Source organism: Streptomyces mutabilis, from assembly GCF_046628145.1.
GTDB lineage: Bacteria > Actinomycetota > Actinomycetes > Streptomycetales > Streptomycetaceae > Streptomyces > Streptomyces mutabilis.
Genome location: NZ_CP176874.1, coordinates 527,221 through 549,744 on the forward strand (window position 1 = coordinate 527,221; position 22,524 = coordinate 549,744).

The 22,524-nt window shown below is 72.7% G+C and carries 19 protein-coding genes and 1 tRNA gene; 7 read left to right on the forward strand and 13 right to left on the reverse strand.

Annotated features, from left to right (window positions below; genetic code table 11):
* Positions 1-16: 16 nt before the first annotated feature.
* The 6 genes from ACLIN4_RS01920 to ACLIN4_RS01945 form a co-directional block, all read right to left on the reverse strand.
* Positions 17-787: a class I SAM-dependent methyltransferase gene (locus tag ACLIN4_RS01920; protein WP_107478008.1), complete on the reverse strand. Its 771-nt coding sequence runs from the start codon at positions 785-787 to the stop codon at positions 17-19.
* A 93-nt stretch (positions 788-880) separates the two neighbouring features.
* Positions 881-2,116 carry an aminotransferase class V-fold PLP-dependent enzyme gene (locus ACLIN4_RS01925; protein WP_411575433.1) on the reverse strand — a complete coding sequence of 412 codons (1,236 nt, stop codon included), beginning with the start codon at positions 2,114-2,116 and terminating at the stop codon, positions 881-883.
* Positions 2,113-3,450: a pyridoxal-phosphate dependent enzyme gene (locus ACLIN4_RS01930; RefSeq protein WP_289907951.1), complete on the reverse strand. Its 1,338-nt coding sequence runs from the start codon at positions 3,448-3,450 to the stop codon at positions 2,113-2,115. The genes ACLIN4_RS01925 and ACLIN4_RS01930 overlap by 4 nt, the downstream gene beginning before the upstream one ends.
* Positions 3,447-4,967, reverse strand: coding sequence for a Y4yA family PLP-dependent enzyme (locus tag ACLIN4_RS01935; RefSeq protein ID WP_107478005.1), 1,521 nt, complete (start codon positions 4,965-4,967; stop codon positions 3,447-3,449). The genes ACLIN4_RS01930 and ACLIN4_RS01935 overlap by 4 nt, the downstream gene beginning before the upstream one ends.
* 76 nt (positions 4,968-5,043) lie before the next feature.
* Positions 5,044-5,499: a nuclear transport factor 2 family protein gene (locus ACLIN4_RS01940; protein WP_289908024.1), complete on the reverse strand. Its 456-nt coding sequence runs from the start codon at positions 5,497-5,499 to the stop codon at positions 5,044-5,046.
* 355 nt (positions 5,500-5,854) lie between these two features.
* A complete protein-coding gene (locus tag ACLIN4_RS01945) occupies positions 5,855-6,793 on the reverse strand; it encodes a Ku protein (protein WP_107478003.1) in 939 nt (312 codons plus the stop codon).
* A gap of 155 nt (positions 6,794-6,948) precedes the next feature.
* Here ACLIN4_RS01945 and ACLIN4_RS01950 point away from each other — a divergent pair, with 155 nt between their 5' ends.
* From ACLIN4_RS01950 to ACLIN4_RS01960, 3 genes are all read left to right on the forward strand, one after another.
* Positions 6,949-7,164 (forward strand): hypothetical protein, encoded by a 216-nt coding sequence (locus tag ACLIN4_RS01950; RefSeq protein ID WP_100043966.1) that lies wholly within the window; start codon positions 6,949-6,951, stop codon positions 7,162-7,164.
* A 141-nt stretch (positions 7,165-7,305) separates the two neighbouring features.
* A complete protein-coding gene (locus tag ACLIN4_RS01955) occupies positions 7,306-9,381 on the forward strand; it encodes a SpoIIE family protein phosphatase (RefSeq protein ID WP_257101628.1) in 2,076 nt (691 codons plus the stop codon).
* 94 nt (positions 9,382-9,475) lie between these two features.
* Positions 9,476-10,147 carry a CBS domain-containing protein gene (locus tag ACLIN4_RS01960; protein WP_269959411.1) on the forward strand — a complete coding sequence of 224 codons (672 nt, stop codon included), beginning with the start codon at positions 9,476-9,478 and terminating at the stop codon, positions 10,145-10,147.
* A 137-nt stretch (positions 10,148-10,284) separates the two neighbouring features.
* Here the strand turns inward: ACLIN4_RS01960 and ACLIN4_RS01965 are convergent, their stop codons facing one another.
* Entirely contained in the window at positions 10,285-11,229 is a 945-nt protein-coding gene (locus ACLIN4_RS01965) for a LysR substrate-binding domain-containing protein (RefSeq protein WP_107478001.1), read from the reverse strand.
* 84 nt (positions 11,230-11,313) lie between these two features.
* Here ACLIN4_RS01965 and ACLIN4_RS01970 point away from each other — a divergent pair, with 84 nt between their 5' ends.
* Positions 11,314-12,627, forward strand: coding sequence for an aspartate aminotransferase family protein (locus ACLIN4_RS01970; RefSeq protein ID WP_289907946.1), 1,314 nt, complete (start codon positions 11,314-11,316; stop codon positions 12,625-12,627).
* 194 nt (positions 12,628-12,821) lie between these two features.
* On the opposite strand, the gene ACLIN4_RS01975 is transcribed toward ACLIN4_RS01970, so the two are convergent.
* From ACLIN4_RS01975 to ACLIN4_RS01985, 3 genes are all read right to left on the reverse strand, one after another.
* Complete coding sequence (locus ACLIN4_RS01975; protein WP_411575434.1) at positions 12,822-15,044, reverse strand: MMPL family transporter; 2,223 nt, start codon at positions 15,042-15,044, stop codon at positions 12,822-12,824.
* Between the two features lie 253 nt (positions 15,045-15,297).
* Entirely contained in the window at positions 15,298-16,413 is a 1,116-nt protein-coding gene (locus tag ACLIN4_RS01980) for a winged helix DNA-binding domain-containing protein (RefSeq protein ID WP_107477999.1), read from the reverse strand.
* Positions 16,414-16,509: 96 nt separating this feature from the next.
* Complete coding sequence (locus tag ACLIN4_RS01985) at positions 16,510-16,932, reverse strand: VOC family protein (protein ID WP_107477998.1); 423 nt, start codon at positions 16,930-16,932, stop codon at positions 16,510-16,512.
* A gap of 137 nt (positions 16,933-17,069) precedes the next feature.
* On the opposite strand from ACLIN4_RS01985, the gene ACLIN4_RS01990 reads away from it, so the two are divergent.
* On the forward strand, positions 17,070-18,092 hold the full coding sequence (locus tag ACLIN4_RS01990; protein WP_411575435.1) for a helix-turn-helix transcriptional regulator: 1,023 nt from the start codon (positions 17,070-17,072) through the stop codon (positions 18,090-18,092).
* A 59-nt stretch (positions 18,093-18,151) separates the two neighbouring features.
* Here the strand turns inward: ACLIN4_RS01990 and ACLIN4_RS01995 are convergent, their stop codons facing one another.
* The gene (locus ACLIN4_RS01995) at positions 18,152-18,709 is read right to left on the reverse strand and encodes a TetR/AcrR family transcriptional regulator (RefSeq protein WP_289907943.1); all 558 of its coding nucleotides are present in this window, start codon (positions 18,707-18,709) and stop codon (positions 18,152-18,154) included.
* A 96-nt stretch (positions 18,710-18,805) separates the two neighbouring features.
* On the opposite strand from ACLIN4_RS01995, the gene ACLIN4_RS02000 reads away from it, so the two are divergent.
* Positions 18,806-19,672, forward strand: coding sequence for an SCO6745 family protein (locus ACLIN4_RS02000; protein ID WP_289907942.1), 867 nt, complete (start codon positions 18,806-18,808; stop codon positions 19,670-19,672).
* 74 nt (positions 19,673-19,746) lie between these two features.
* Here ACLIN4_RS02000 and ACLIN4_RS02005 read toward each other — a convergent pair.
* Together ACLIN4_RS02005 and ACLIN4_RS02010 are read right to left on the reverse strand one after the other, a co-directional pair.
* Positions 19,747-19,821: transfer RNA gene (locus ACLIN4_RS02005), tRNA-Leu, on the reverse strand.
* Between the two features lie 43 nt (positions 19,822-19,864).
* A complete protein-coding gene (locus tag ACLIN4_RS02010) occupies positions 19,865-21,073 on the reverse strand; it encodes a Cmx/CmrA family chloramphenicol efflux MFS transporter (RefSeq protein ID WP_100043975.1) in 1,209 nt (402 codons plus the stop codon).
* Positions 21,074-21,279: 206 nt separating this feature from the next.
* Between ACLIN4_RS02010 and ACLIN4_RS02015 the strand changes: the two genes are divergently transcribed.
* Positions 21,280-22,494, forward strand: coding sequence for an MFS transporter (locus ACLIN4_RS02015; protein ID WP_381943836.1), 1,215 nt, complete (start codon positions 21,280-21,282; stop codon positions 22,492-22,494).
* The last annotated feature ends 30 nt before the right edge of the window (positions 22,495-22,524 follow it).

The window sequence follows — 22,524 nt, forward strand, 5'->3', positions numbered from 1 at the left end:
GCGCTCAGGGTGCGGATCAGTCGCCCATGACCGCCACCAGCACCGCGCTGTCGCCGAACCTCCAGACCGGCGCGACATGACGGAAGCCGGCCGCGACCAGCAACTCGGCGTGCCGCTCCAGCGCAAGGTCCTCGCCGGGCCCGTTCCCGCCGTGGGCCTCGTGGCGCCGCGCACGCTCGGCGTACAGGTCGGCCAGCTCGGGGTCCCGCGCGGCCGCGCCCCACCACGCGTGCCAGTCCTCGTGGGCGTGCCCGCCGGTCCGCTCCGCACGGCACCGCCCCACGTGCGCGGTGATGCCCGCGCAGGAGGCGTCGCCGGGCGGGAAGTGGTCGCCGTTGACGAGCACCCCGCCCGGACGCAGCAGGGCGGCGAGCCGTCGGTAGGTGTCCAGCAGGACCGGTTCGGGGAGGTAGTGCAGGGCCGTGGTCGAGACGGCGGCGTCCAGGGGCCGGTCCAGGCGGAGGGCTTCGGTCCAGCCGTCGGCGCCGATCACGGTGTCCACGTAGCGGGCGGCGTCGGCGTGGTGGGTCCGCCCCAGCTCCAGCAGCAGGGGGTCCATGTCGGCGGCGACGATCTCCGCGTCCGGCAGGCGGTCGACGAGCCTGGCGGCCAGGGAGCCCGGGCCGCATCCGAGGTCGAGCAGGAGCGGACGGGGGCGGCCGGCGGTGACGTACTCGACGACATCCGTGATCACCGTGAAGCGCTCCTCACGGTCCACGGCGTAGCGCTGCTGCTGCCGCTCCCAGCGCTCCACCCACGTCCCGGCCACCGCCATGCTGATGCCCATCTGGTCGCGCCACCTCTTCCGATTCGCACCCGTTGTGGTCGGGACCGAATCTACAGGTGGAAACGGTTATCAGTTGCCTCACCGGTCGCCGGTTCACGCCAACGAGGCGAGCACGCCGTGCAGGCGGTCGATCTCCTCCCCCGTGTTGTACGCGTGCACGCTCACCCGTACCGACCCCTTCCCGTCCTCCGCCCCCGCCTGGCAGAGGCTGTCGGCGCGGACCATGAAGCCGTGGCTGTAGAGGATGAAGCCGAGGTCGTCGGACGGGATGTCCCGGTGCCGGAAGGTGACGAGGCCGTGGCGCCGCTGGGCCGCGGGAAGCACGGAGTCGGCGGCCAGGCTCGTGGGGCAGCCGAGGATCTCGTACGCGTCGAGGTGCCGCAGCCGGTCGGTGAGCCGGGTCGTGAGGCCTGCCGTCCAGCGGGCGATCCGGTCCACTCCGGCCCGGTCGAGCCAGTCGAGCGCGGCCCCCAGCGACACGATGCCCACCGTGTTGGGCGTACCCTGCCAGCCGCCCGGCCGGAACGCGGGCCCCCGCGTGTTGCGCGCCCACACCGCCCCCGTACCGGGCAGGGCCATCGCCTTGTGCCCCGAGAAGACCATGAAATCGACGTCCAGCGAGGGGTCAGCCAGGTCGACGGGCAGATGGCCGACGCTCTGGGCCGCGTCCAGGCAGATCGGCACGTCCGGGCCGACCGCCGCGCGGATGCGGTGCACGTTCATGTCACCGCCGTAGACGTGATGGACGTGGGTCGCGGCCACGAAGCGGGTCCGGGGACCGACGAGGTCACCGAGGGCACGGTGGTCGTAGTCGCCCGACACCGCCTGGTACGGCAGGGCGCGAACGTGCACCTCCACGCCGCGTTCGGCCAGCAACTGCCGGGCTTCGAGCCACGGGTCCAGGTTGGCGCGGTGGTCGGCGAACGGTACGAGGATCTCGTCGCCGTCGGAGAGGTGGGGCACGAGCCAGTCGCGGGCGACGGTGCGCAGTCCCTCGGTGGTGCCGCTGGTGAAGTGGACGGTGGAACGGTCCGGTTCCGGATCGTGAAGGAATGCCTTCACCCGCTCCCTGGCGTCCTCCACGAGCCGGGTGGTCCTGTTGGCCCAGGGGTAGGTGCCCCGCCCGGCGTTCGCGTTCGATGTCGTGAGATAGGTCTGGACGGCCTCCAGTACGGCCCTCGGCTTCTGGGAGGTCGCCGCGCTGTCCAAGTAGGCCGACTCCGGGTGGGCGGTGACGATGGGGAACTGTTCCCTCAGCTCCCGCTGCCACAGCTCGTCCTGTGCCTCCTCGGCGTACCCGCCGGCCGGGAGCGGTCCGCCGGCGCTCACTCGCGCACCAGCGGCGCGCCCGCGTCCCGCCAGGCGACGATCCCGCCGGCCAGGCTCCGCACGTCGGGGTGGCCCATACGGGTCAGCAGCGCCGCGTGGCGCAGCGACTTCTCGCCGACCGGGCAGGCCAACAGCACCGGCGTTCGTTTGCTGAAGGGAAGCCCGCCGCGGACGAGTTCCTCGAACAGTTCGTCGACGATGTTGACCGAGCCCTCGATGTGCAGGGCCGCGTAGGCGTGCGGACTGCGCATGTCGACGACGAGCGGCCGGGGATCGCCTTCCGCGATCCAGCGGCGGGCGTCGTCCACGCCCACGGACCGGGCGTCCGCCCTCACGTCGTCCTCGGTGAGCGTGGCGAGGGTGGGCACCCTGCTCGTCCTGCCCAGCAGTTCGGGTCGTCGTGCGCGCACGTAGCTGAGGTAGCTCTCGGCCCGGTCGCACACGATGAACACCGCGGTCTCCCGGCGTCCCGTCCCCTCCAGTGCCTCGTCGGCGTCGCGCAGGTGCCGCACGGCGCCCTGGTAGGCGGCGCCCCCGGTCGGCCCCGACAGCAGTCCGCAGCGGCGGATCAGGGTGAGCATCCCGTCGATGGCCTCCACGGAGGTGACGGACTCGATGGTGTCGTACGTCGCGGGGTCGAACAGGCCGACCTGGTGGACCTCGTCGATGGTGCGGATGCCGGGTATGAAGTCGGACTTGTGGGAGACCAGGCCGAGGACCCGCACGTCCGGGTCGTGCTCGCGCAGCACCCTGGCGACGCCGGTCGAGGAACCGGCCGTGCCGACACAGGCGACGAACCAGTCCGGAGCCCGCCCGTCCAGGTCCTTGACGATCTCCGGTCCGGTGCCGGCGGCGTGCGCCTCGACGTTGCGCGGGTTGAAGTACTGGTCGGTGTGCAGGTACGTGCTGCCCGGCTCGGTGAGGGCCTGGTGGAAGTGGGTCAGCGGATCGTCCGTGTCGGTCGGGTCCAGGCATTCGCTGCGCCCGGGCAGCTCCTCGATCTCGGCGCCGAGGAGCAGGAGCAGCTCCTTGATCTCCGGTACGCGCATGCGGTTGGTGACGCTCTTGAACTTCAGGCCGTGCATGCCGGCCAGCAGGGCCAGCGCCTTGGCGGTGTTGCCGCTGGAGAGCTCGACGACCGTCCCCTCGCCCTCCGCCGCGCTCTCCAGATGGGGGCGGGCCATGTGCCAGGCGGGACGGTCCTTGACGGAACCGAACGGGTTGAGCATCTCCAGCTTCGCGTACAGGTCGATGTTGCGCAGCCCGTGCACGGCGGGGTCGATGCGGACCAGCGGTGTGTTGCCGATGGCGTCCGTGATGCTGTCGTACCTCATGCGGGCGTTCCCCCCGGGTGTGTGATCGGCCAGTAGTCCTCGTCCGGGCACCAGCGCCAGGAGTCGCCCTCCCGCTCCACGGCCACCGTCCGCGCCGACGGCTGCCGCTGGGCGTGGTGGGCGTGGAAGTCCATCGCGTAGCCCGCGGTGTTGACGAAGGCCAGCACGTCACCGGGGCGCGGCAGTCTCGGGAGGAACACGAGCCGACGGGTGATCAGGTCGGCCTCCAGGCACAGGTTGCCGACGAGGTGCACGCCGACCGGGCGCTCCGTCTCCGGTTCGCCGTCGTCCCGGCCGTTACCTGACGGGTCGCCGCGGGACAGCAGCACGGGGTCCATCAGGACTCCGTGCTCCTCCAGGCTCACGTCTCCCGCGTTCATGCCGAGACGCACCAGGTACGGGTCCGGGTCCGCGCCGGTCCCCCGGACGTCCAGCACCCGTGCCAGCGACAGTCCGCACTGGTCGACCAGGGAACGGCCGGGTTCGATGTGGAGGTCGTGCAGGTGCTCCAGCAGGAGCGTGCCCGGTTCCCGGCCCAGGACCGGGGCCGGGAGAGAGAGGAGTTCGTCGAGGTAGGCGGGGCCGGCGTCGGGGCGGTGGCCGGGGTACAGGGCGACGGACCCGCGCACCGTGCCGCCCTCGTTGCGCAGCCCGTAGCCGTGGCCGCGCCAGGTCAGGGGCGGGCGGCCGCCGAGTACCGCCTCGCTGAGCGCGGTCGTCCAGCGCTGCCACTCCCCCGCGTCGGCGACGTAGCCGACGCCGAAGCCGCCGCCGATGTCGACGGCACGCGGGGCGAGGCCCCGCTCGCGGCAGGCGTCCATGAGCAGCACGCACTGTTCCAGGGCACGGGCCTTCTCCTCCAGGCCGGTGGTGTCCAGGTGGTAGGCGAGCCCGATGAGTTCGACGGCGTCCGAATGCCGTTCCAGGGCCGACCAGAGCGCCTCCGCGTCCCGCACGGGCGTGCCGAAGCGGCTGCGCCGGGACAGCACGCGGGTGCCCGCTCCGTTCTGACCGGCGGTCGACTCGAAGCCGGACAGGCGCGCCAGCACACGGACCCGGCCGAGGCCGTGGCCACGTACGAGAGAGGCCAGTTGCTCCAGCTCACGCGGCGAGTCCAGGTTCACCGCGGCGCCGACCCGGGCCGCCAGCCACAGGAACTCCGGGTCCTTGGGACCGGTGGCCATGACGCGGTCCCCGGTGAATCCGCAGCTCAAGGCATGCCGCAGCTCTTCGAGCGACGCGACATCGATCCCCACGGCCGCCGGGTCCTCGGCCGCCAGCCTGCGCACCAGGGCGCTGGAGCGGTTCGCCTTGTGCGCGAAGTAGAGGCGGCCGGTGAGACGGTGGCGGCGGTAGACGGCCCGGAAGCGCGCCGCGTTCTCGGCGATGGTCTCGGGCACCAGTACGTTGAGCGGAGATCCGAGGGCGTCGACGAGTGAGTGCAGGAACGGCGCGGCGCCCAGCAGTGAGGCGAGCGGCGGTTCGATCCGCGGCCTCAGATATAAGGGCACGTCCACGTAAGACCCCTCCCCAGTCGGCCGACCGTCGTTGCGACGACCGTTCGGGAGTAGTCGTTTCCAGGTACACGCTCCGCTAAGCCTCGGGGTGCGTCGGTGAGCAGGCCTCGGCGATCGAAAGGCTGTTCTCGTAGAGGTGGTGCCGGGTGATCCTGCCGTCCTCGACGGTGAGGCGCAGCGCGAACGGGCCCTCGAAGGTCTTTCCCGTGGCACGTACCGTTCCGCGGACGTGTCCCGTGAGGACGGCGTCAGCGCCGTCGACGAGGAAGGCGTCGACACTGACGCGCGCCTCCTCGGGCACGGTGTGTTCCATCAACTCCGTGAACTGGGCGGCGCATTCGGCGGCTGTGGACCGTGGACGGATCCAGGGGACGGTCGGGTTGTCGGCCAGCAGCCAGTCGACCTCGTCGGCGAAGATGCCGACGAGCCGCTCGGTGTCGCCGGCGACGCGGGCGGCGAGGAAGGCGTTCACGACGGCGCGGGTCGCCTCGGCGGTCGAATTCGCCAGGGTTCCGGTGGACTCGGTGGACATCGGCATCTTCCTCTCCTCCAGGTTGCGACGGCTCCCCCCTGCGGGCTCTGCCGCCGGGGTCGTGCCGATGCCCTGATCCTGCCCGTGGTCGGGCGGAGGGTCGATTACCCCCGGGGTAAGGGCGCGGACCGTACGGTGGCGGGCCGTGGGAGCCCGAGCCCCCTCCTGAGCGGGCGGTTCCGTCGTTGTCCGGAGCCCGGACCTGCGCGGGTCGGTCCCCTCGTCGTCCGGGAGCCCGGACCGCGCGGGCGGTCCCCTCGTCGTCCCGATCGGTCTGCCCCCGAGCTGACCACACCGCCTCGGCAGTCACCCACCGATCAGCCGCGGGAACAGCGCATCCACTCACTCGATACGACTAGGCGCTCCTGGGTCCGCGGGCCGTCGTCTTCTTCGCCGCCGGCTTCTTCCCGGCCGGCTTCTTCGCCGCGGTCCCGGCGGCGGGTGTCTTCTTCGCGGCGGCCTTCTTCTTCCGGCCGGGCAGCTCCCGCACCTCCGCGTGGTCGTCCTCGCCCCGGGACTCCTTCGCCTTGGACACGGACTCCTGCAACGCGGCCATCAGGTCCAGCACCTGCCCCGGCCGTTCCTCCCGCTCCGGCACCACCTCGGGCTCCCTGTGCTCGCGCTTCGCCTCGATGAGTTCCGCGACGGCCTCCGTGTAGGTGTCGCGGAACTCGTCGCCCTCGAGGTCCTCGCGGGACATCGTGTCCATCAGCGCGAGCGCTCCGTCGATCTCCTCCTCGGAGACCTCGACCGGGGGCGGTGTGAGGGAGGACGGGTCGCGGATCTCGTCGGGCCAGCGCATGGCGTGCAGCACGATCGCCTCCCCGCGCACCCGCAGCAGTCCGAGGCGTTCCCGGCCTGACCAGGCGTACCTCGCCACGGCCACCTTCGACGAGCGGGCGAGCGCCTGCCGCAGCAGCTTGTACGGCTTCGCCGCCACCTGCCCGTCCGGCTGCAGGTAGTAGCCGTCGCCGATCCTGATGGGGTCCACGGACGCGAGCGGCACGAACGCCACGATCTCGATGGCCTTGGCCGTCGGCAGCGGCAGCTCCCGCAGGTCCTCGTCGGTGATGGGCACGATCTGGGTGCTGGTGAGCTCGTACCCCTTGCCGATCTCGTCGGAACGGACCTCCCGGTCCTCGAGCTCGCAGACCTTCCGGGTCCGGATCCTGCCCTGATCCGCCAGGTGGTAGCGGTGGAACCGGATGCTGTGGTCCTCGGTCGCGCCGACCACGTGGATCGGCACGGTCACCAGGCCGAACGAGATGGCGCCGCTCCAGATCGACCGGGGCATGGACAGGCCTCTCCACGTGCGGTCCCCGAGCGGCACCAGCCTATGAGCGGCGCGCCACCCCCGCACGCGCACCCACCCCGCACGCCCACCGCCCCGTCACACGCTCCGCGCCGCCCCGGCATGCGCGCCACCGGTGCCTGCCCCACGCTGGTGCCATGACGAGCGCGCCTCCAGTGATCGTGTACCCGCCCGACGAGGAGGGCGGACGCCGGGTACGCGTGGACGGAGAGGTCCTGGGCCGGGCCTACGGCGTGCAGGACGTCGCCCGCTTCCTGCAGGAGGCCGGCCTGCAGGACTGGGACGAGATGGACGTGGTCCGGTCGGCGCTCGTCGAGTGGCGCGGAGGCGGCCCGGACGTGTGGGACCACTGACGGAGTACTGACGGTCACGCCCTCGCATGCCGTCGCGGGGAAGCGGGCGTAGTGTCCTCATATGGGTGATGTTCGGTGTGGCCGGCGTCGGGCGGTCCTGCCGGATCCTGTGGGACTCGGCCGTCGGCGAGCGGGCATCTGATGCACACCACGATGGACACCGCGATGACCGCCGTGGTGCGGGACAGCGGTGCGTACGGAGGGCTGTTGTACGTACTGCCGCCGCGCGACGACGCCTTGTGGCTGGTCATGACGGCGGGGGTGCCCCAGGACATCGCCCTTCCGTGGCGGCGTGTCGCGCCGACGGATCCGATGCCGGTGGCGGACGCCGTGCGCGAGGGGCGCCTGGTCTGGGTGGGCGGCCGGGAGGAGATGGCGCGCCAGTACCCCCGGCCGGCACTCGTGCTGCCGTACGACTTCGCGCTGGGAGCGGCGCCGGTCGTCTCGGACGGCACCGTACGGGGCGGGCTGGTCCTGCTGTGGTCCGGCACCCATTCGCCGCGGCTCAGCCGCGAGGAACGGGAGGTCGTCGAGACGGGTTGCCGCCGCCTGGGCGAGGTGTTGCGGCAGGCGGCGGACGGCGGCGCCCCGTTGATGCCCGGGGATCGGCCCCGCTCCCTGCGGGCCCCGGCCGGGCGCGCTCCCTCACCTGCCGAGGCGACCGCGCTCTCGGCGTTCGTCGACCGCCTGCCCGGCGGATCGTGCGGTCTGGACATGAACGGCCGCATCACCTTCATCACTCCGGCCGCCGCCGACCTGTTGGGGGCCGACCAGGCCGCCCTGGTTGGTGCGCTGCCGTGGGAGGCGCTGCCCTGGATGGACGTCCCGCAGGTCGAGGACCGCTACCGGGCCGCGCTGGTCAGCCGCCTGCCGCAGGCCTTCACCGTGCTGCGCCCGCCGCGGACCTGGCTGGCCTTCGAGCTGTATCCGGACGCCACCGGCATGAGCGTTCGCATCACTCGCGGCGACCCCGCCGACAGCACTCCCGCGGCGCGGGCGATGCCGACCGCCGGGCCCAGCCGCGCCACCGTGCTGTACCACCTGATGCACCTGGCCTCGACCCTGACCGAGGCCATCGGTGTGCAGGAGGTGGTCGAGCAGACCGCCGACCAGCTGCTGCCAGCGCTGGGCGCGCAGGCCATGGTGCTGATGACCGCCGAGGACGGCCGCCTGCGGATCGTGGGCCACCGCGGCTACCGCACCGAGCTGATGAACCGTTTCGACGGCATTCCGCTCAGCTCCGAGGTGCCCGGTGCCGATGTCATGGCCACGGGTGTCCCCGGGTTCTTCGCGACCTTCGCCGAGATGGCGGAGGCCTATCCGGCCACCGTGCACGAGGACGGGATGGCCGCGTGGGCGGTGCTGCCGCTGATTGCCTCCGGCCGCCCCATCGGCTCCCTCCTCCTCTCCTACGAGCGGCCCCACGCCTTCCCGCCGGGCGAGCGCGCCGCGCTGACCTCTCTGGCCGGTCTGGTCGGCCAGGCCCTGGACCGGGCCCGTCTCTACGACGCCAAGCACCACCTCGCCCACCGACTGCAGTCCGCCCTGCTGCCGCACACCCTTCCCCGCGTGCCCGGTCTGCGGGTCGCCGCCCGATACCTGCCGGCGGCCCATGGCCTGGGCGTCGGCGGCGACTTCTACGACCTCATCCACCTCGACGAGCACACCCTCGGTGCCACCATCGGGGACGTCCAGGGCCACAACGTGGACGCGGCCGCGCTCATGGGCCAGGTCCGCACCGCCGTCCACGCCCACGCCACCGTGGGCGCCTCCCCCGGCGACGTCCTGGCCCGCACCAACCGCTTGCTCACGGATCTGGACCCCGGCCTCTTCACGAGCTGTGTCTACGTGCACCTCGACCTCGCGACGCGCCGCGCCTGCCTGGCCAGCGCCGGACACCCGCCGCCCCTGCTGCGCCGTGCCGACGGCCACACCGAACTCGTCCGCGTGCCGCCGGGTCTCCTGCTCGGCATCGAGCCGGACGTCCGTTACCCGGCGCGAGAGTTCGCCCTGCCGCCCGGCAGTGTCCTCGCCCTCTACACCGACGGGCTCGTCGAAGCGCCCGGCGTCGACCTCGACGACGCCACCGCGGCCCTCGCCGGCCTTCTGGAACACGCGGACCCCGGCGACCTCGACGCCATGGCCGACGCGCTGATCCGGCACGCGCCCACCCCCGGGGACGACATCGCCCTGCTCCTCATCAGCCCGAGTGCGTGAGGCGCGGGGCACTCACCGGGCCGATGGACCGTTTCACATGACAAGAAGGACGAACGCCGGCCCACCGCGGCCGGCAGCGGAGGAGAGACCCTCGATGAAGCACCTGAAGGTGAGCGATCTGATGAGCGACGCCGTGGTCCGGGCGCAGCCCGGAACACCGTTCAAGGAGATCGCCCACCTGTTGCAGGAGTACGACATCACCGCGGTGCCCGTGGTCGACGGGGAGGACCGGCCGGTGGGAGTCGTGTCGGAGGCGGACCTCCTGCAGAAGATGTGGGGCGGAGAGCCGGACGGCCCTTCCGGTGACGGGGAACGGCCCCGGCCGGCCGACGCCAAGGCGTCCGCCACGGACGCGGCGGGGCTGATGACCTCGCCCGCCGTCTGCGCGCGCGAGGACTGGAGCGTCGTCGACGCCGCCCGCGTGATGGCACGGCACGGCATCAAGCGGCTCCTCGTCGTCGACGAGGCGGGGCGGTTGATCGGGGTCGTCAGCAGGAGCGATCTGCTGCGGGTCTTCCTTCGCACGGACCGGGCGATCCGGACCGAGATCATCGAGGAGGCGATGGTCAAGTCGCTCGGTCTGGCTCCGTCGTCGATGCAGGTGGACGTGGCCCACGGTCACGTCGTCCTCAGCGGCCGGCTGCCCGGCGACGTGTCCGTATCCGTGCTGGAGGAGCTCTGCCGACGGGTCGACGGCGTGGTCGCCGTGGAGTTCAGAGCCGCGGGGGAGGTCGACGCCGAGGACCCGGCGTCCGTCGGCCGCTGACCGGGCGGCTTCCTGTACCCGCACCCGGCGGAGCGCGCGGGTCGGGTACCGCCCGGCCCGGCACCCGTCGACCACCCGGTGGTGCGCCTGCGACCCGAATCGTGCGCGGGACGTCCACCACCGGATTCCCGCCTGGATCACGGCACCGGCGGCTCCTCCCGTTCCGCGTGCCGGTCGGGGGCGGCCAGGGCCGGGAGCTCCGGGTGGTCGCGCAGCGCCGCCACGACCACGCTCACCGCGGCGCGCCGCGTGGTGCCGCGCCGTACCACGGCGGCGACGTTGCGGCGCACCGGCGGACTGAGCTCGCGAGTGACCACAGCATGGTCCGGGGTGACGGCCAGGGCCGGCAGCAAGGCGATCGTCCCGGCCGTCTCGACGTGCCTGAGCAGCATCAGGTAGTTGCTGAACCGGCAGGCCACGCGGGGTTCGTAACCCGACTCGCGGCACAGCCGCAGGGTCAGGTCCGCCATGTACGACTGCGGACGGTCGCACGCCCAGGTCTCCTCCTTGCACGCCGCGAGGTTCACCGCGGTACGGGCGGCGAGCGGGTGCGCGGGCGGCAGCACCAGCACGACCGAGTCGGTGCCCAGGGACGTGACCTCGATGTCCGCTCCCCAGGACAGACCGGCGTAGTCGGTGGTGGTCACGATGACGTCCGCCTCCCCCGAGCGCAGGGCGGGGCCGCTCTCGTGGGGCTCCATCTCGATCAGTTCCACGTGCAGGTGCGGGTGCGTGGTCGCCAGGCGGGTGGCCGCCGGTACCGCCAGGGTGTAGATCGCGCTCTGGAAGACGCCGAGGCGGACGGTGCCGATGGGCTCGTCGTTCAGGGCCCGCAGTTCGGCCTCGGTCTCGGCCATCCGGTCCAGGATCTCCCGCCCCCGCCGCGCCAGCAGCAGTCCGGCCGGGGTGAGCCTGACGCGTCGGCCCGTCCGCTCCAGCAGCCGGCACCGGGTCTCGGTCTCGAGCACCGCCAGTTGCTGGGAGACGGTCGACGCGCTCAGGTGCAGCGTCTCGGCGACCGCGCGGACGGTACCGAGGGTGTCCAGCAGGCTGAGCAGGTGCAGCCGTCCCGAGTTGAGCACCGGGCGATTGTACGGTGATCCCGAACAGCACGGTCGATACTGTGCGATGGACACGCGCAGCGCCGCGTACCTAACGTCGGTCGCATGCCTTCCGAGACCGCATTCGACGATCCACAGCGCCACCTCGTCCGCTACTCCGGGCACGGCGCCTTCTCACCGGAGCTGATCGTGCGCGCCGCGGGCACGTCGGTGTTCACCGAGAGCGGTCGGGAGCTGCTCGACTTCACCTCCGGTCAGATGAGCGCGATCCTCGGTCACTCCCACCCGGCGATCGTCTCGACGGTGCGCGAGCAGGTCGCGCGTCTCGACCACCTCCACAGCGGCATGCTGAGCCCGCCGGTGGTCGAGCTGGCACGCCGGCTCGCCGGCACCCTGCCCGACCCGTTGGACAAGGCGCTGCTGCTGACCACCGGGGCGGAGGCGAACGAGGCCGCGGTGCGGATGGCGAAGCTCGTCACCGGCCGCCACGAGATCGTCTCCTTCGCCCGTTCCTGGCACGGCATGACCCAGGCCGCCGCGAACGCCACGTACAGCGCGGGCCGCAAGGGCTACGGGCCCGCCGCCCCGGGCAACTTCGCGCTGCCGGTGCCCGACCGGTACCGGCCCGCCGTGGTCGACACCGAGGGCAACCTCGACTGGCGCCGCCAGCTCGACCTGGGCTTCGAGATGATCGACGCGCAGTCGGTCGGTTCTCTGGCCGCCTGCCTGGTCGAGCCGATCCTCAGTTCGGGCGGCGTGATCGAGCTGCCGCCGGGTTATCTCGCCGCGCTGGCCGAGAAGTGCCGGGAGCGCGGCATGCTGCTGATCCTCGACGAGGCCCAGACCGGGCTCTGCCGCACCGGTGACTGGTACGCCTTCCAGCACGAGGGGGTCGTACCGGACATCCTCACGGTCTCCAAGACGCTCGGCGCGGGGCTTCCGCTGGCCGCCGTACTGACCACCTCGGAGATCGAACAGCGGGCCCACGACCGGGGGTTCCTGTTCTTCACCACCCACGTCAGCGACCCGCTGCCGGCCGCCGTGGGCAACACCGTGCTGGACGTCCTGGTCCGCGACCGTCTCGACGAACGCGCGCGGGTGCTCGGCACGGACCTGCGCGACCGGCTCGACAAGCTCGCCGCACGCCACGAGGTGGTCGGTGACGTCCGCGGGCGCGGCCTGCTGCTGGGCATGGAGCTGGCCGGCGACGACGTGCTGGGTACGGGCGGCGCGGACCGGCTGGGCGCGGCGGTCACCGCGCGCTGCCACGACCTCGGACTGCACATGAACATCGTCCAGCTGCCGGGGATGGGGGGCACCTTCCGCATCGCACCCCCGCTGACGGCGGGCGACGACGAGATCGCCCGGGGTGTCTCCATCCTCGACGAGGCGCTGACCGACGCCGTCAGGGGCCTTTGAGGAGCACTGTCTCGGTGCCGTCGCCGAGGCGCCCGCGTGGTCCGCGGCCGCTGGGCGACGGTGCACGGAGGGTGGCCCGTGGCCTTCGCGACGGAGGTGGGGTTCGGCGGACCGGCCGACGCACGCCCGGCGAGGCGCGGGAAGGCCCCGCCCGGCCTGGTGGTCCAGGCAGGGCGGGGCCGTGGGTGCGGGTGTCAGACTCCGGCCGTCTCGGGCTCGCGGGTGGGCTGGGCGGGCCCCGACGTGTCGCCGAGTTCCTTGTGGAGCTTCTCGCCCTCGACGTCGACGTTCGGCAGGACGCGGTCCAGCCACTTGGGCAGCCACCACGCCTTGGTGCCGAGCAGGGCGAGCACGGCGGGCACGATGGCCATGCGGACGACGAAGGCGTCGAAGAGGACCGCGATGGCGAGGCCGAAGCCCATCATCTTGATCATGTCGTCGTTCTCCATGATGAAGCCGGAGAAGACACTGATCATGATGATCGCGGCGGCCGCGACGACCCGGCCGCCGTGGGTGAATCCGGTGACGACGGACTCGGCGGCGGACGATCCGTGGACGTAGGCCTCGCGCATGCGGGTCACGAGGAAGACCTCGTAGTCCATCGCCAGACCGAAGACCACGCCGATCATGAAGATGGGCATCATCGACATGATCGGACCCGGCTGGTCCACGCCGAACACGTCCGCGAGCCAGCCCCACTGGAAGACCGCGACCACCGCGCCGAGCGCCGCCGCCACCGAGAGCAGGAAGCCCAGGGCCGCCTTCAGCGGGACGAGGACCGAGCGGAACACCAGCATCAGGAGCAGGAAGGCGAGACCGACGACCAGGGCCAGGTACGGGACGAGCGCGTCGTCCAGCGTCTGCGAGAAGTCGATCGTCATCGCGGTCATGCCCGTGACCAGCATGGTCGCGCCGGTCTCGGACTCGATGTCGCCGGACAGCGATCGGATGTCCTTGACCAGTTCCTCGGTGGCCGCGTCGCTGGGACCGGTCTTGGGCACCACCGTGAGGAGGGCCGTGTCGCCCTGCTCGTTGAAGTTGGCCGGGGTCACGGCCGCGGCCTCGCCCAGGCCGGTGATCTCCTTGCCGACGGTCTCGGCGGCGGCCTTCGCGTCGTCCGCGCCCCGCGTGTCGACGGTGACCATCAGGGGGCCGTTGAACCCGGCGCCGAAGGACTCGGACAGCATGTCGTAGGCCTTGCGCTGCGTGGTGTCGGGTGCGGAGCTGCCCTCGTCGGGCAGGCCGAGTTCCATGCTCGCGGCCGGTACGGCGACGGCGCCGAGGCCGATCACCGCGGTGAGCAGCACGGTCACCGGACGGCGCAGGACGAAGCGGGCCCAGCGGGTGCCGAGCTTCGGCTTGCCGGAGACCGCGCGCTGCCCGGCGGCGGCCGCCTTGCGGTCCTTGCGGCTGAGCGCCTTCTTGCCGGCGAAGCCGAGCAGGGCCGGGGTCATGGTGAGCGCGATCAGCACGGCGATGGCGACCGTGGCGGCGGCGGCCAGGCCCATCTTGGTCAGGATCGGGATGTTGACCACCGCGAGGCCGGCCAGGGCCACGATGACGGTGAGTCCGGCGAAGACCACGGCGGAGCCGGCGGTGCCGACGGCGCGTCCCGCGGCTTCCTCGGGGGTGCGGCCCTCGGCGATCTCGGCGCGGTAGCGCGAGACGATGAACAGGGCGTAGTCGATGGCGACCGCGAGGCCGATCATCATGGCGAGCGTGGAGGTGGTGGCGGAGAGTTCGAGGGTGCTGCCGAGCGCTCCGATGGCGGAGATGCCGATGCCGACCCCGATGATCGCCGAGAGCAGCGGCATGCCGGCCGCGACCAGCGAGCCGAAGGTCAGCAGGAGCACGACGGCCGCGACGCCGATACCGATCAGCTCGGCGGTGCCGCCCATCTCCTGCTCGGCCATGACCGCGTCGCCGCCGGTCTCGACGGTGAAGCCGTCGCTGCGCGCGTCGTCGGTGGCCGCGCTGAGCGACTCGCGGGCCTGGTCGGTCAGCTCCATGGAGTTGACCTTGTAGGTGACCGATGCGTACGCGGTCGTGCCGTCCTGACTCACGGCGTTCGCCTTGAACGGGTCGTCCACCGAGGCGACCTGCGGGCCGTTCCCGAGGGCGGTGACCAGTTCCTCGACCTTGGCCTTGCCGGCCGGGTCGGAGATCTTGTCGCCCTCGGGGGCGCGGATCACGACCCGGGCCGTGGCGCCTTCGGCACTGGCCGCCGGGAAGCGCTCGTCGAGCAGGTCGAACGCCTTCTGGGACTCGGTGCCGGGCATGGAGAAGGAGTCTTCGGGCGGGGCGGGCGCGGTGGACGCGGCGACGCCGGCGCCCACGAGTATGGCCACCCAGAGCAGGGCGACGAGGCCGCGGCGCCGGAACGCGCGTCGACCGAGTCGATAAAGGAACGTAGCCACCTGGGACCAATCCGTCGGATACGGGCAGGACGAGACCCGGCAGATGGGAACGCAGGCGTTCTCTCCGGGATACCCACCCATGCTCGCCCGGCTCCTGCTTCATTTGATCCGCCCCTGGGGCTGGACCGGCGTACTGCATCGGGTGTAGTGCGTACCCGCGCCCCTCTCCCCGGGGTGTAGATCCCGAGGATGGGTGTACGCCGCATTTGTTCCATCGCGGAACCAGTGTGTGTCAGCCGGTCATGGTGGCTCGTCAGCCTTCGGGGGACGCGGCGACCCGTACCCGGTCGCTGTCCTGGTCCGAGAGGAAGGACGCCAGTGCCCGGCCCTCCTCGGCCACGGCCGTGCGGTCGGCCCGGGAGAGGCGGCGCAGCGGGGTGACGGTCACCGTGTCCGCCTCGACGCTCCAGGTGGCGGCGACCCGTCCGTCGACGAGGACCACACGGGCACCGGCGACCGACAGACCGCGGTGGGCGTCGTCGATGATCCGGCCGCGGTCGTGGTAGCCGAGGACCGCGTTGTCGAACGCGGGCAGGAACCGTACGGGTGCGGGCGTGCCGGGATCGGGCCGCGGCGCGTCGGGCAGATCCAGCAGTTCCCGGCCCCGCTCGTCGCGGAAGGCGACCAGTTCCTCGCGGACCGCGGCGACCGCGGCGGGCAGTCCGGCGAGACCGCACCAGGCGCGCAGGTCCGCCGAGGCGGCGGGGCCGAACGCCGCGAGGTAGCGCCGTACCAGCGCTTGGCCGACCGGATCGGAGGCGTGCGGCGACGGCGGATCGATCTCCCGGCCCAGCCAGCGGGAGAGCGGAAGGTAGCGGGCGCCCGCCTTGGTGCGCCACAGGCCGCGCGGCGGCAGTTGCGCCATCGGGATCAGGGCGGCGACCAGCATCTCCCCCAGTGGGCGCGGTCCCGGGCCCGGCCACCGTCCGGCGACCGCTCGGGCCAGCTCGCCCATCGAGCGGGGCTCGCCGTCGGCCATGACCTCCCGCCCGGCCGCGGCGAGGCGGCCGAGGTCCACGTCTCGCAGCTCGCCGCGGTAGGTGCCGAGGACCTTCTGGCGCAGCATGGTGTCGTGCCGGGCCCGCCAGGCGAGGACGTCGGCGGCGGTGACGAGGTGGACGGTCCGGCGCATGAGGTGGGTCCGCACCAGGTGCCGGCCCGTCAGCTGGTCGGAGAGTGCCGTCGGTTCGAAGGCGCGCAGCCGCGACCAGAGCCCGACGAACGGTTCCTGCGGCTCCTGTGCCTGCATGCCGCCGAGGTGCGCGACGGCGTCCGGGACCGGGAGGTCGGCCCGGTCGAGCAGCAGTTGCCGGGCCAGCGTGGCGCGGTTGAGCGCCCGGGTGTCGAGAACGGGGGTGTGGCCGCTCACTGGTGAGTCCTGTCTTCCTTCGCGTCGGGGGGCCTGGGGCCGTCCGAGGGGTTGTGGCCCGGGTGGCGGGTGGCCCGCCACCCGGGCTTCGGCGGGTCAGCCGTTGTAGTCGCTCACGACGTCCAGGACCCAGGTGACGCCGTACCGATCACGCAGCATGCCGTACAGCGGCGCCCACTGGGCGGGGCCGAGAGGCTGACGGACGGTCGCCCCCTCGGCCAGCTTCTCCCAGTACTCGGTGATCTCCGCGGCGCTGTCTCCGCGGACGGAGACGAAGAAGGCGTTCTCGCCCCGGTCCCACGGGAGGTTCGAGGGCACGTCGTAGGCCATGAGGCGCAGACCGCTGTCGGCGGACACCTGCCCCCACATCACCTGATCGGCCTCGGACGGGTCCTGGACGTTGCCGGCGTCCTTGTACGTCACCACGTTCATCTCCCCGCCGAAGACGGAACGGTAGAAGGTGAGCGCCGCGCGGGCTTCGCCGCGGAAGTTCAGGTGGGTCACAGCATTGACGGACACAAAGGGCTCCTCGCCTCGGGACATGACCGGACCGCCCACGGGCGGGTCCGTCGCGGGGCCTGCTCGGCTCCGCGGTTCCCCACGTTGGCAGGGGTAGCGGTCAGATCGTGACCTCTACTCGCGGCAGCATGGAAGCCATGCAGAAGACCTCAGCACGACTGCTGTCCCTGCTCTCGCTGCTCCAGGCGCGCCGGGACTGGCCGGGAGCGCTGCTGGCCGAGCGGCTGGGCATCAGCCCGCGCACCCTGCGCCGGGACGTCGACCGGCTCCGCGAACTCGGCTACCCGGTCGTGGCCGTCAAGGGCCCCGACGGTGGTTACCGGCTCGACGCCGGCACCAGGCTGCCGCCGCTGCTGTTCGACGACGAACAGGCGGTCGCGCTGACCGTCGCGCTCCGCATCGCCGGCACCTCGGGCGCCGGTGTCGAGGACGGCGCGGCGCGAGCGCTGGCCACCCTCCGGCAGGTGATGCCCGCCCGGCTGCGCCACCGTATCGACGCCCTCGACGTCACCGAGGTCGGGCGGTCCTCGTCGCCGCCGCGGGACCGGGCGGACGGTGGCGTCCTCATGGCGCTCGGCGCCGCCGTCCGGGCTCACGAGGAACTGCGTTTCGACTACGCCCCGGCGTATCCGGCCGGCACCGGCGACGACCGCGTGCGGCCACCGCGCCGGGTGCAGCCCCACCATCTCGTCACCCACGGCGGGCGCTGGTACCTCGTCGCCTGGGACCTCGACCGCGACGACTGGCGGGTCTTCCGCGCCGACCGCATCACCCCGCGCGCCCCCACCGGACCCCGGTTCACTCCCCGGGACCTGCCCGGCAAGGACGTCGCCGCCTTCGTGACCGGCAGGTTCCGCGGCTCCGCCCACTCCGCCGAGTGGCCCTGCCGCGGTGAGGTCGTGCTCCACCGGCCCGCCGCCGCCGTGGCGGCCCACGTCCCCGCGGGGACCGTCGAGGAACTCGGACCGGACCGCTGCCGGCTCACCCTCGGCTCCTGGTCCTGGCCCGCCCTCGCCGCGGCCTTCGGCGCTTTCGACGCCGACATCGAGGTCGTCGGTCCGCCCGCGCTCAGGGAGGCGTTCGCCCGCCTCGCCCGCCGTTTCGCCGACGCCGCGAGGAGTGCTCCCGCCTCAACGGCGGGGCAGCCGTCCGACGGCTGAGCGCCGGCCGGCGGGCGGCCGTCGGTGCCGGTTCCGCGTACGCCGGGTCAGCCTTCGGCTCAGTCGCCGGCAAGCCGGGGCATCTCCTGCGCCAGCGCCCGGAAGACCGCTTCGGGCTCCCGTCCGTCCAGGAGGCCGTCCAGGTTGCGGGAGAGCAGGAGCGTCGCGAAGCCGTGGGCCATCGACCAGGCCGCCATGAAGCCGAGAGCCGGATCGTCGCCATTGCCCGCCACGACCCTGCGCAGCCGGTCCCCGGTGCGCTCGCGCGCCGCGAGGAGTCCGGGGTCGTCCATGCGCAGCAGTTCGGGCCGGAACATGACCTGGAAGTGCGCCGGGTGCTCCCTCGCGAAGCGCACGTACCGGACGCCGAGGTCACGCAGGTCCTCCGTCTCGCCGAGCGCGTCGGACAGGAGGGCGTGGCCCTCGGCGGCGACGGCGGTGAGCAGGCCCGCGCGGTCCCCGAAGTGGTGTGCGGGCGCGGCGTGGGAGACGCCCGCGCGGCGGGCGAGGTCACGCAGGGACAGCGCGGCCGGCCCATCGGCGGCGATCACGTCGAGGGCCGCGGTGAGCACGGCCCGCCGCAGGTCCCCGTGGTGGTAGGCGCGTTCGGCGGTCATGAGAGCAGGCTAGCGCAATCTAGGCATTGACAAGATACTGCCGCCGCACGCAATCTAGTCAGTGTCAAGATGTGTCGTCACGGGGAGAGGGACGCCATGGGTATCGACAACGGACGCGTGCGGCAGATGTGGCACCTGCTGGAGCCCCTGCACGCCGTCGTCTACTACGCGCCGCAGGTCTTCGAGGAGCTGGGATCACTCGGCTACGGGACCGAGGAGCGCTGGCCGAGCTACTTCGCCCTGCGCGCCGCGCCGCTCGGGGCGCCCGGATGCCACCGGGTGACCTCCGCGTTCTACAGCTTCAGCCCGCGCATGGTCGCCGAGCACATCCCCGTCGCCTGGGACGTCGCCGCGTCCGACACGGTGGTCGCGGCCCGGACGCGGGGCGTGGACCGGGCGTACCGCGCGTTCGCCGGAGCCCTGACGGACGATCCCGGTCTCGCCGAGGCGGCGGCACTCGCCCGTCGGGCGGCGGAGTCGGCGCCCACCGGGGCCCGCCCGCTCGCCGCCGCCAACGCCGAGCTGCCCTGGCCCGAGGAGCCGCACCTCGTGCTGTGGCAGGCCGCCACGGTCCTGCGCGAGCACCGCGGCGACGGCCACCTGGCCGCTCTGCTGACCGCGGGTCTCGATCCCGTGGAGGCGCTGGTGTCCTTCGCCGCGATCGGCGCGGCGCCGGTCGAACTGTTCGCGAGCCGCGGCTGGAGCGAGGACGAGTGGGCGGCCGCCCGCGAACGACTCGTCGCGCGGGGCCTGCTGGAGGCGGACGGCACCGCGACCGAGGCGGGCCGCGCCCTGCGGGCCGAGGTCGAGCACCGTACCGACGAACTGGCCGCCGCCCCCTGGGAGTCGCTCGGCGCCGACGACACCGCACGCCTCGCCGACCTGCTCGGGCCGCTCTGGGTGGAGGTTCTGGGCACGGGCCTGCTGCCCGCCGTGAACACGCTGGGTATCGGCAAGGCCTGACACCACGTCAGGTGAGTCGCGTGGCCGGCAGGCACTGAATCGGGCTGGGCCGACGGGTGCCGAGCCGGAGAAGGGGCGGGGCGGCCGGATTCGAACCGGCGTCCTCCGAGATGCTGTCGCGGCGCACTACCTCTGTGCTACGACCCCGCCTTGCGGATGATCATATGTGGCGCTTCCGCGCTCGGGTAGCCCTCAGACCCGTTGGCTCGACTCCACCGCCGCGGGCTCGGCTGCCATGGCGCCCATCACGATGCGCGAGCGGCTGTGCAGGCGCAGCGAGACGGCGACGAAGACGATCGCGGCCAGGGTCATCGCGGCTCCCGCCCAGGCGGTGGCGGCGTAGCCGAGGCCCGCGTCGATCACCGTTCCGCCGAGCCAGGGACCGCCGGTGTTGCCCAGGTTGAACGCCGCGGTGGTCGTCGCGCCCGCCAGGGTGGGCGCGGCGCCCGCGACATTGAACATCCGGGCGTTGAGCGCCGGCGCCGTGTAGAAGGCGGAGACCCCGAGCAGCAGCGACAGGGCGATCACGACGACGGGGCTCGACGCGAACAGCGCCAGCGCGGCCAGGAACACGGTGGACGCGGCGATGCCCGAGAGCAGCACGCCGAACAGGTGGGCGTCGGCGACCCGGCCGCCGATCGTCGTACCGATCAGCGCGCCGAGGCCGAACAGCGCCAGCACGGTCGGCACCCAACCGTCGGCCAGGCCGGCCACGTCGGTGAGCAGCGGCGCGAGGTAGGAGAAGGCGCAGAACACGCCGCCGGCCGCCAGCGCGGTCAAGGCGACGGACAGCCACACCTGACGGTCGCGGTAGATCGCCAACTCGCCCTTCAGGCGCGCCCGCTGCTCGGGCAGCGGTATCCGCGGGATCAGGGTCACCACACCGACGAGCGCGACGGCGGAGGCCGCGCCCACCGCCCAGAACGCGGACCGCCAGCCGAGGTGCTCGCCGAGGAACGCGCCCGCCGGGACACCGAGGACGTTGGCGATCGACAGGCCGCCGATCATCACGGCCATCGCGCGGGCCCGCGCGGTCTTCGGCACCATCGCGATGGCGACGGCGGCCCCCACCGCCCAGAAGCCGGCACACGCCAGGGCGCTCACGACCCGCGAGACGAACAGGACCTCGTACGACGTCGCCAGCGCACCCGCCACCTGACCAAGACCGAACACCGAGATCAGCGCGACCAGCGTGGTCTTGCGCGGCAGCCGCAGCGTCGCGACCGCGAGCAGCGGCGCGCCGACCACCATGCCGATGGCGAACGCGGATATCAGCAACCCGGCCTGGGGGATGGACACGTCCATGTCGTCGGCGATGGGCGGCAGCAGACCGGAGAGCATGAACTCGCTGGTGCCGAGCGCGAATACGGAGAGGCCGAGGATGTAGACGGCGAGCGGCATACGGGAAGCCGCGGGCCGTGCGGAAGAAGCGGGCATGACAGCTGTCAACGAGGCTCCGCTTCCCGCCATTCCCGGCCCGGGGCCCGTCTCAGAATGCGGCCGGGTGCGGTGCCCGGGTCTGTGCGCCGGAGGGACGCTGACGGGCGCCGGGCAGCGTCGTGGGCAGGAGTGTACGTTCGTACGCTTTCGTGTGTAGGCTCCGGCTCATGACTGTTGACGTCCTGCGCCGGCCGGCCCTGGCCGAGCGGCGGGCCCGCGTGGCCGTCGCCGTGCTGTTCTTCACCAACGGGGCCCTGTTCGCCAACCTCCTGCCGAGGTACCCGCAGATCAAGGCGGACCTCGGGATCGGCAACGCGGCCTACGGACTGGCCGTGGCGGCGTTCCCGGCGGGTGCCATCGCTGCGGGGCTCGCGGCCGGGGCCCTCGTCCGCCGGTTCGGCTCGGCGCGGGTGGCGGTCGGCGGCACGCTGGTGACCGGCGCGGGGATCCTCGCGGCAGGCCTGGGCGGTTCGGTGGCGCTGTTCGCGGGTGCGCTGTTCCTGGCCGGAGCGGCGGACGCGGTCACCGACGTGGGGCAGAACGCCCACGGTCTGCGGGTGCAGCGCCGTTACGGACGCTCCATCATCAACTCCTTCCACGCCATCTGGTCCATCGGCGCCGTCACGGGCGGCTCCATGGCCGCGGGTGCGATCGCGCTCGGCGTCTCCCGGGGCCCACACCTGCTGTTCTCGGCCGTGCTGTTCGCGGTCGCGGCCTGTGCCGCCCTGCGCTTCTGCCTGCCCGGCGGCGACAACGAACCGGCCGAGGAGAACGCGGCCGAGGACCACGCCGGGCGGCCGGCGCGGCACACGGCGCCGGTACCGGGCGCGCGTACGAGTTACGTACTCGCCGCGCTCGTGCTGATCGCCACGGCAGGCACGCTCGTCGAGGACGCGGGCAGCTCGTGGGCGACGCTCTACCTCTCCGATTCGCTGCACGCGTCGGTGGCACTGGCCGCTTCCGGCTACGTCGCCCTGGTCGGGGCCCAGTTCGTGGGCCGGCTCCTGGGTGACCGCCTCGTGGACCGGTTCGGCCAGCGTGCGGTGGCCCGCTCCGGCGCCCTGATCGCCGCCGTGGGCATGGGCCTGGCCCTGGCGGCACCCACGGTCCCCGGGACGATTCTCGGTTTCGCCGCCGCCGGGTTCGGCGTGGCGACCCTGGTCCCGGCGGCGATGCACGAGGCGGACGAGCTGCCCGGCCTGAAGCCCGGGTCGGGGCTGACCATCGTCTCGTGGCTCATGCGGCTGGGCTTCCTGCTCTCCCCGCCGGTCGTGGGCCTGGTCGCCGACGCGACGAGCCTTCGGGCGGGGCTGCTGGTGGTGCCGCTCGCCGGGGCGATCGTGCTGCTGCTCGCCGGTGTGCTGCGCCCCCGCCGGGACTGAGCGCCCGACACAGCGACACAGCGACACAGC

Excerpts from the sequence above, each read along its gene's own strand:
- ACLIN4_RS01920 (WP_107478008.1), bottom strand. The coding sequence starts at position 787 with ATGGGCATCAGCATGGCGGTGGCCGGGACGTGGGTGGAGCGCTGGGAG.
- ACLIN4_RS01930 (WP_289907951.1), bottom strand. The coding sequence starts at position 3,450 with ATGAGGTACGACAGCATCACGGACGCCATCGGCAACACACCGCTGGTC.
- ACLIN4_RS01940 (WP_289908024.1), bottom strand. The coding sequence starts at position 5,499 with ATGTCCACCGAGTCCACCGGAACCCTGGCGAATTCGACCGCCGAGGCG.
- ACLIN4_RS01945 (WP_107478003.1), bottom strand. The coding sequence starts at position 6,793 with ATGCCCCGGTCGATCTGGAGCGGCGCCATCTCGTTCGGCCTGGTGACC.
- ACLIN4_RS01950 (WP_100043966.1), top strand. The coding sequence starts at position 6,949 with ATGACGAGCGCGCCTCCAGTGATCGTGTACCCGCCCGACGAGGAGGGC.
- ACLIN4_RS01955 (WP_257101628.1), top strand. The coding sequence starts at position 7,306 with ATGCACACCACGATGGACACCGCGATGACCGCCGTGGTGCGGGACAGC.
- ACLIN4_RS01960 (WP_269959411.1), top strand. The coding sequence starts at position 9,476 with ATGAAGCACCTGAAGGTGAGCGATCTGATGAGCGACGCCGTGGTCCGG.
- ACLIN4_RS01970 (WP_289907946.1), top strand. The coding sequence starts at position 11,314 with ATGCCTTCCGAGACCGCATTCGACGATCCACAGCGCCACCTCGTCCGC.
- ACLIN4_RS01990 (WP_411575435.1), top strand. The coding sequence starts at position 17,070 with ATGCAGAAGACCTCAGCACGACTGCTGTCCCTGCTCTCGCTGCTCCAG.
- ACLIN4_RS01995 (WP_289907943.1), bottom strand. The coding sequence starts at position 18,709 with ATGACCGCCGAACGCGCCTACCACCACGGGGACCTGCGGCGGGCCGTG.
- ACLIN4_RS02000 (WP_289907942.1), top strand. The coding sequence starts at position 18,806 with ATGGGTATCGACAACGGACGCGTGCGGCAGATGTGGCACCTGCTGGAG.
- ACLIN4_RS02010 (WP_100043975.1), bottom strand. The coding sequence starts at position 21,073 with ATGCCGCTCGCCGTCTACATCCTCGGCCTCTCCGTATTCGCGCTCGGC.
- ACLIN4_RS02015 (WP_381943836.1), top strand. The coding sequence starts at position 21,280 with ATGACTGTTGACGTCCTGCGCCGGCCGGCCCTGGCCGAGCGGCGGGCC.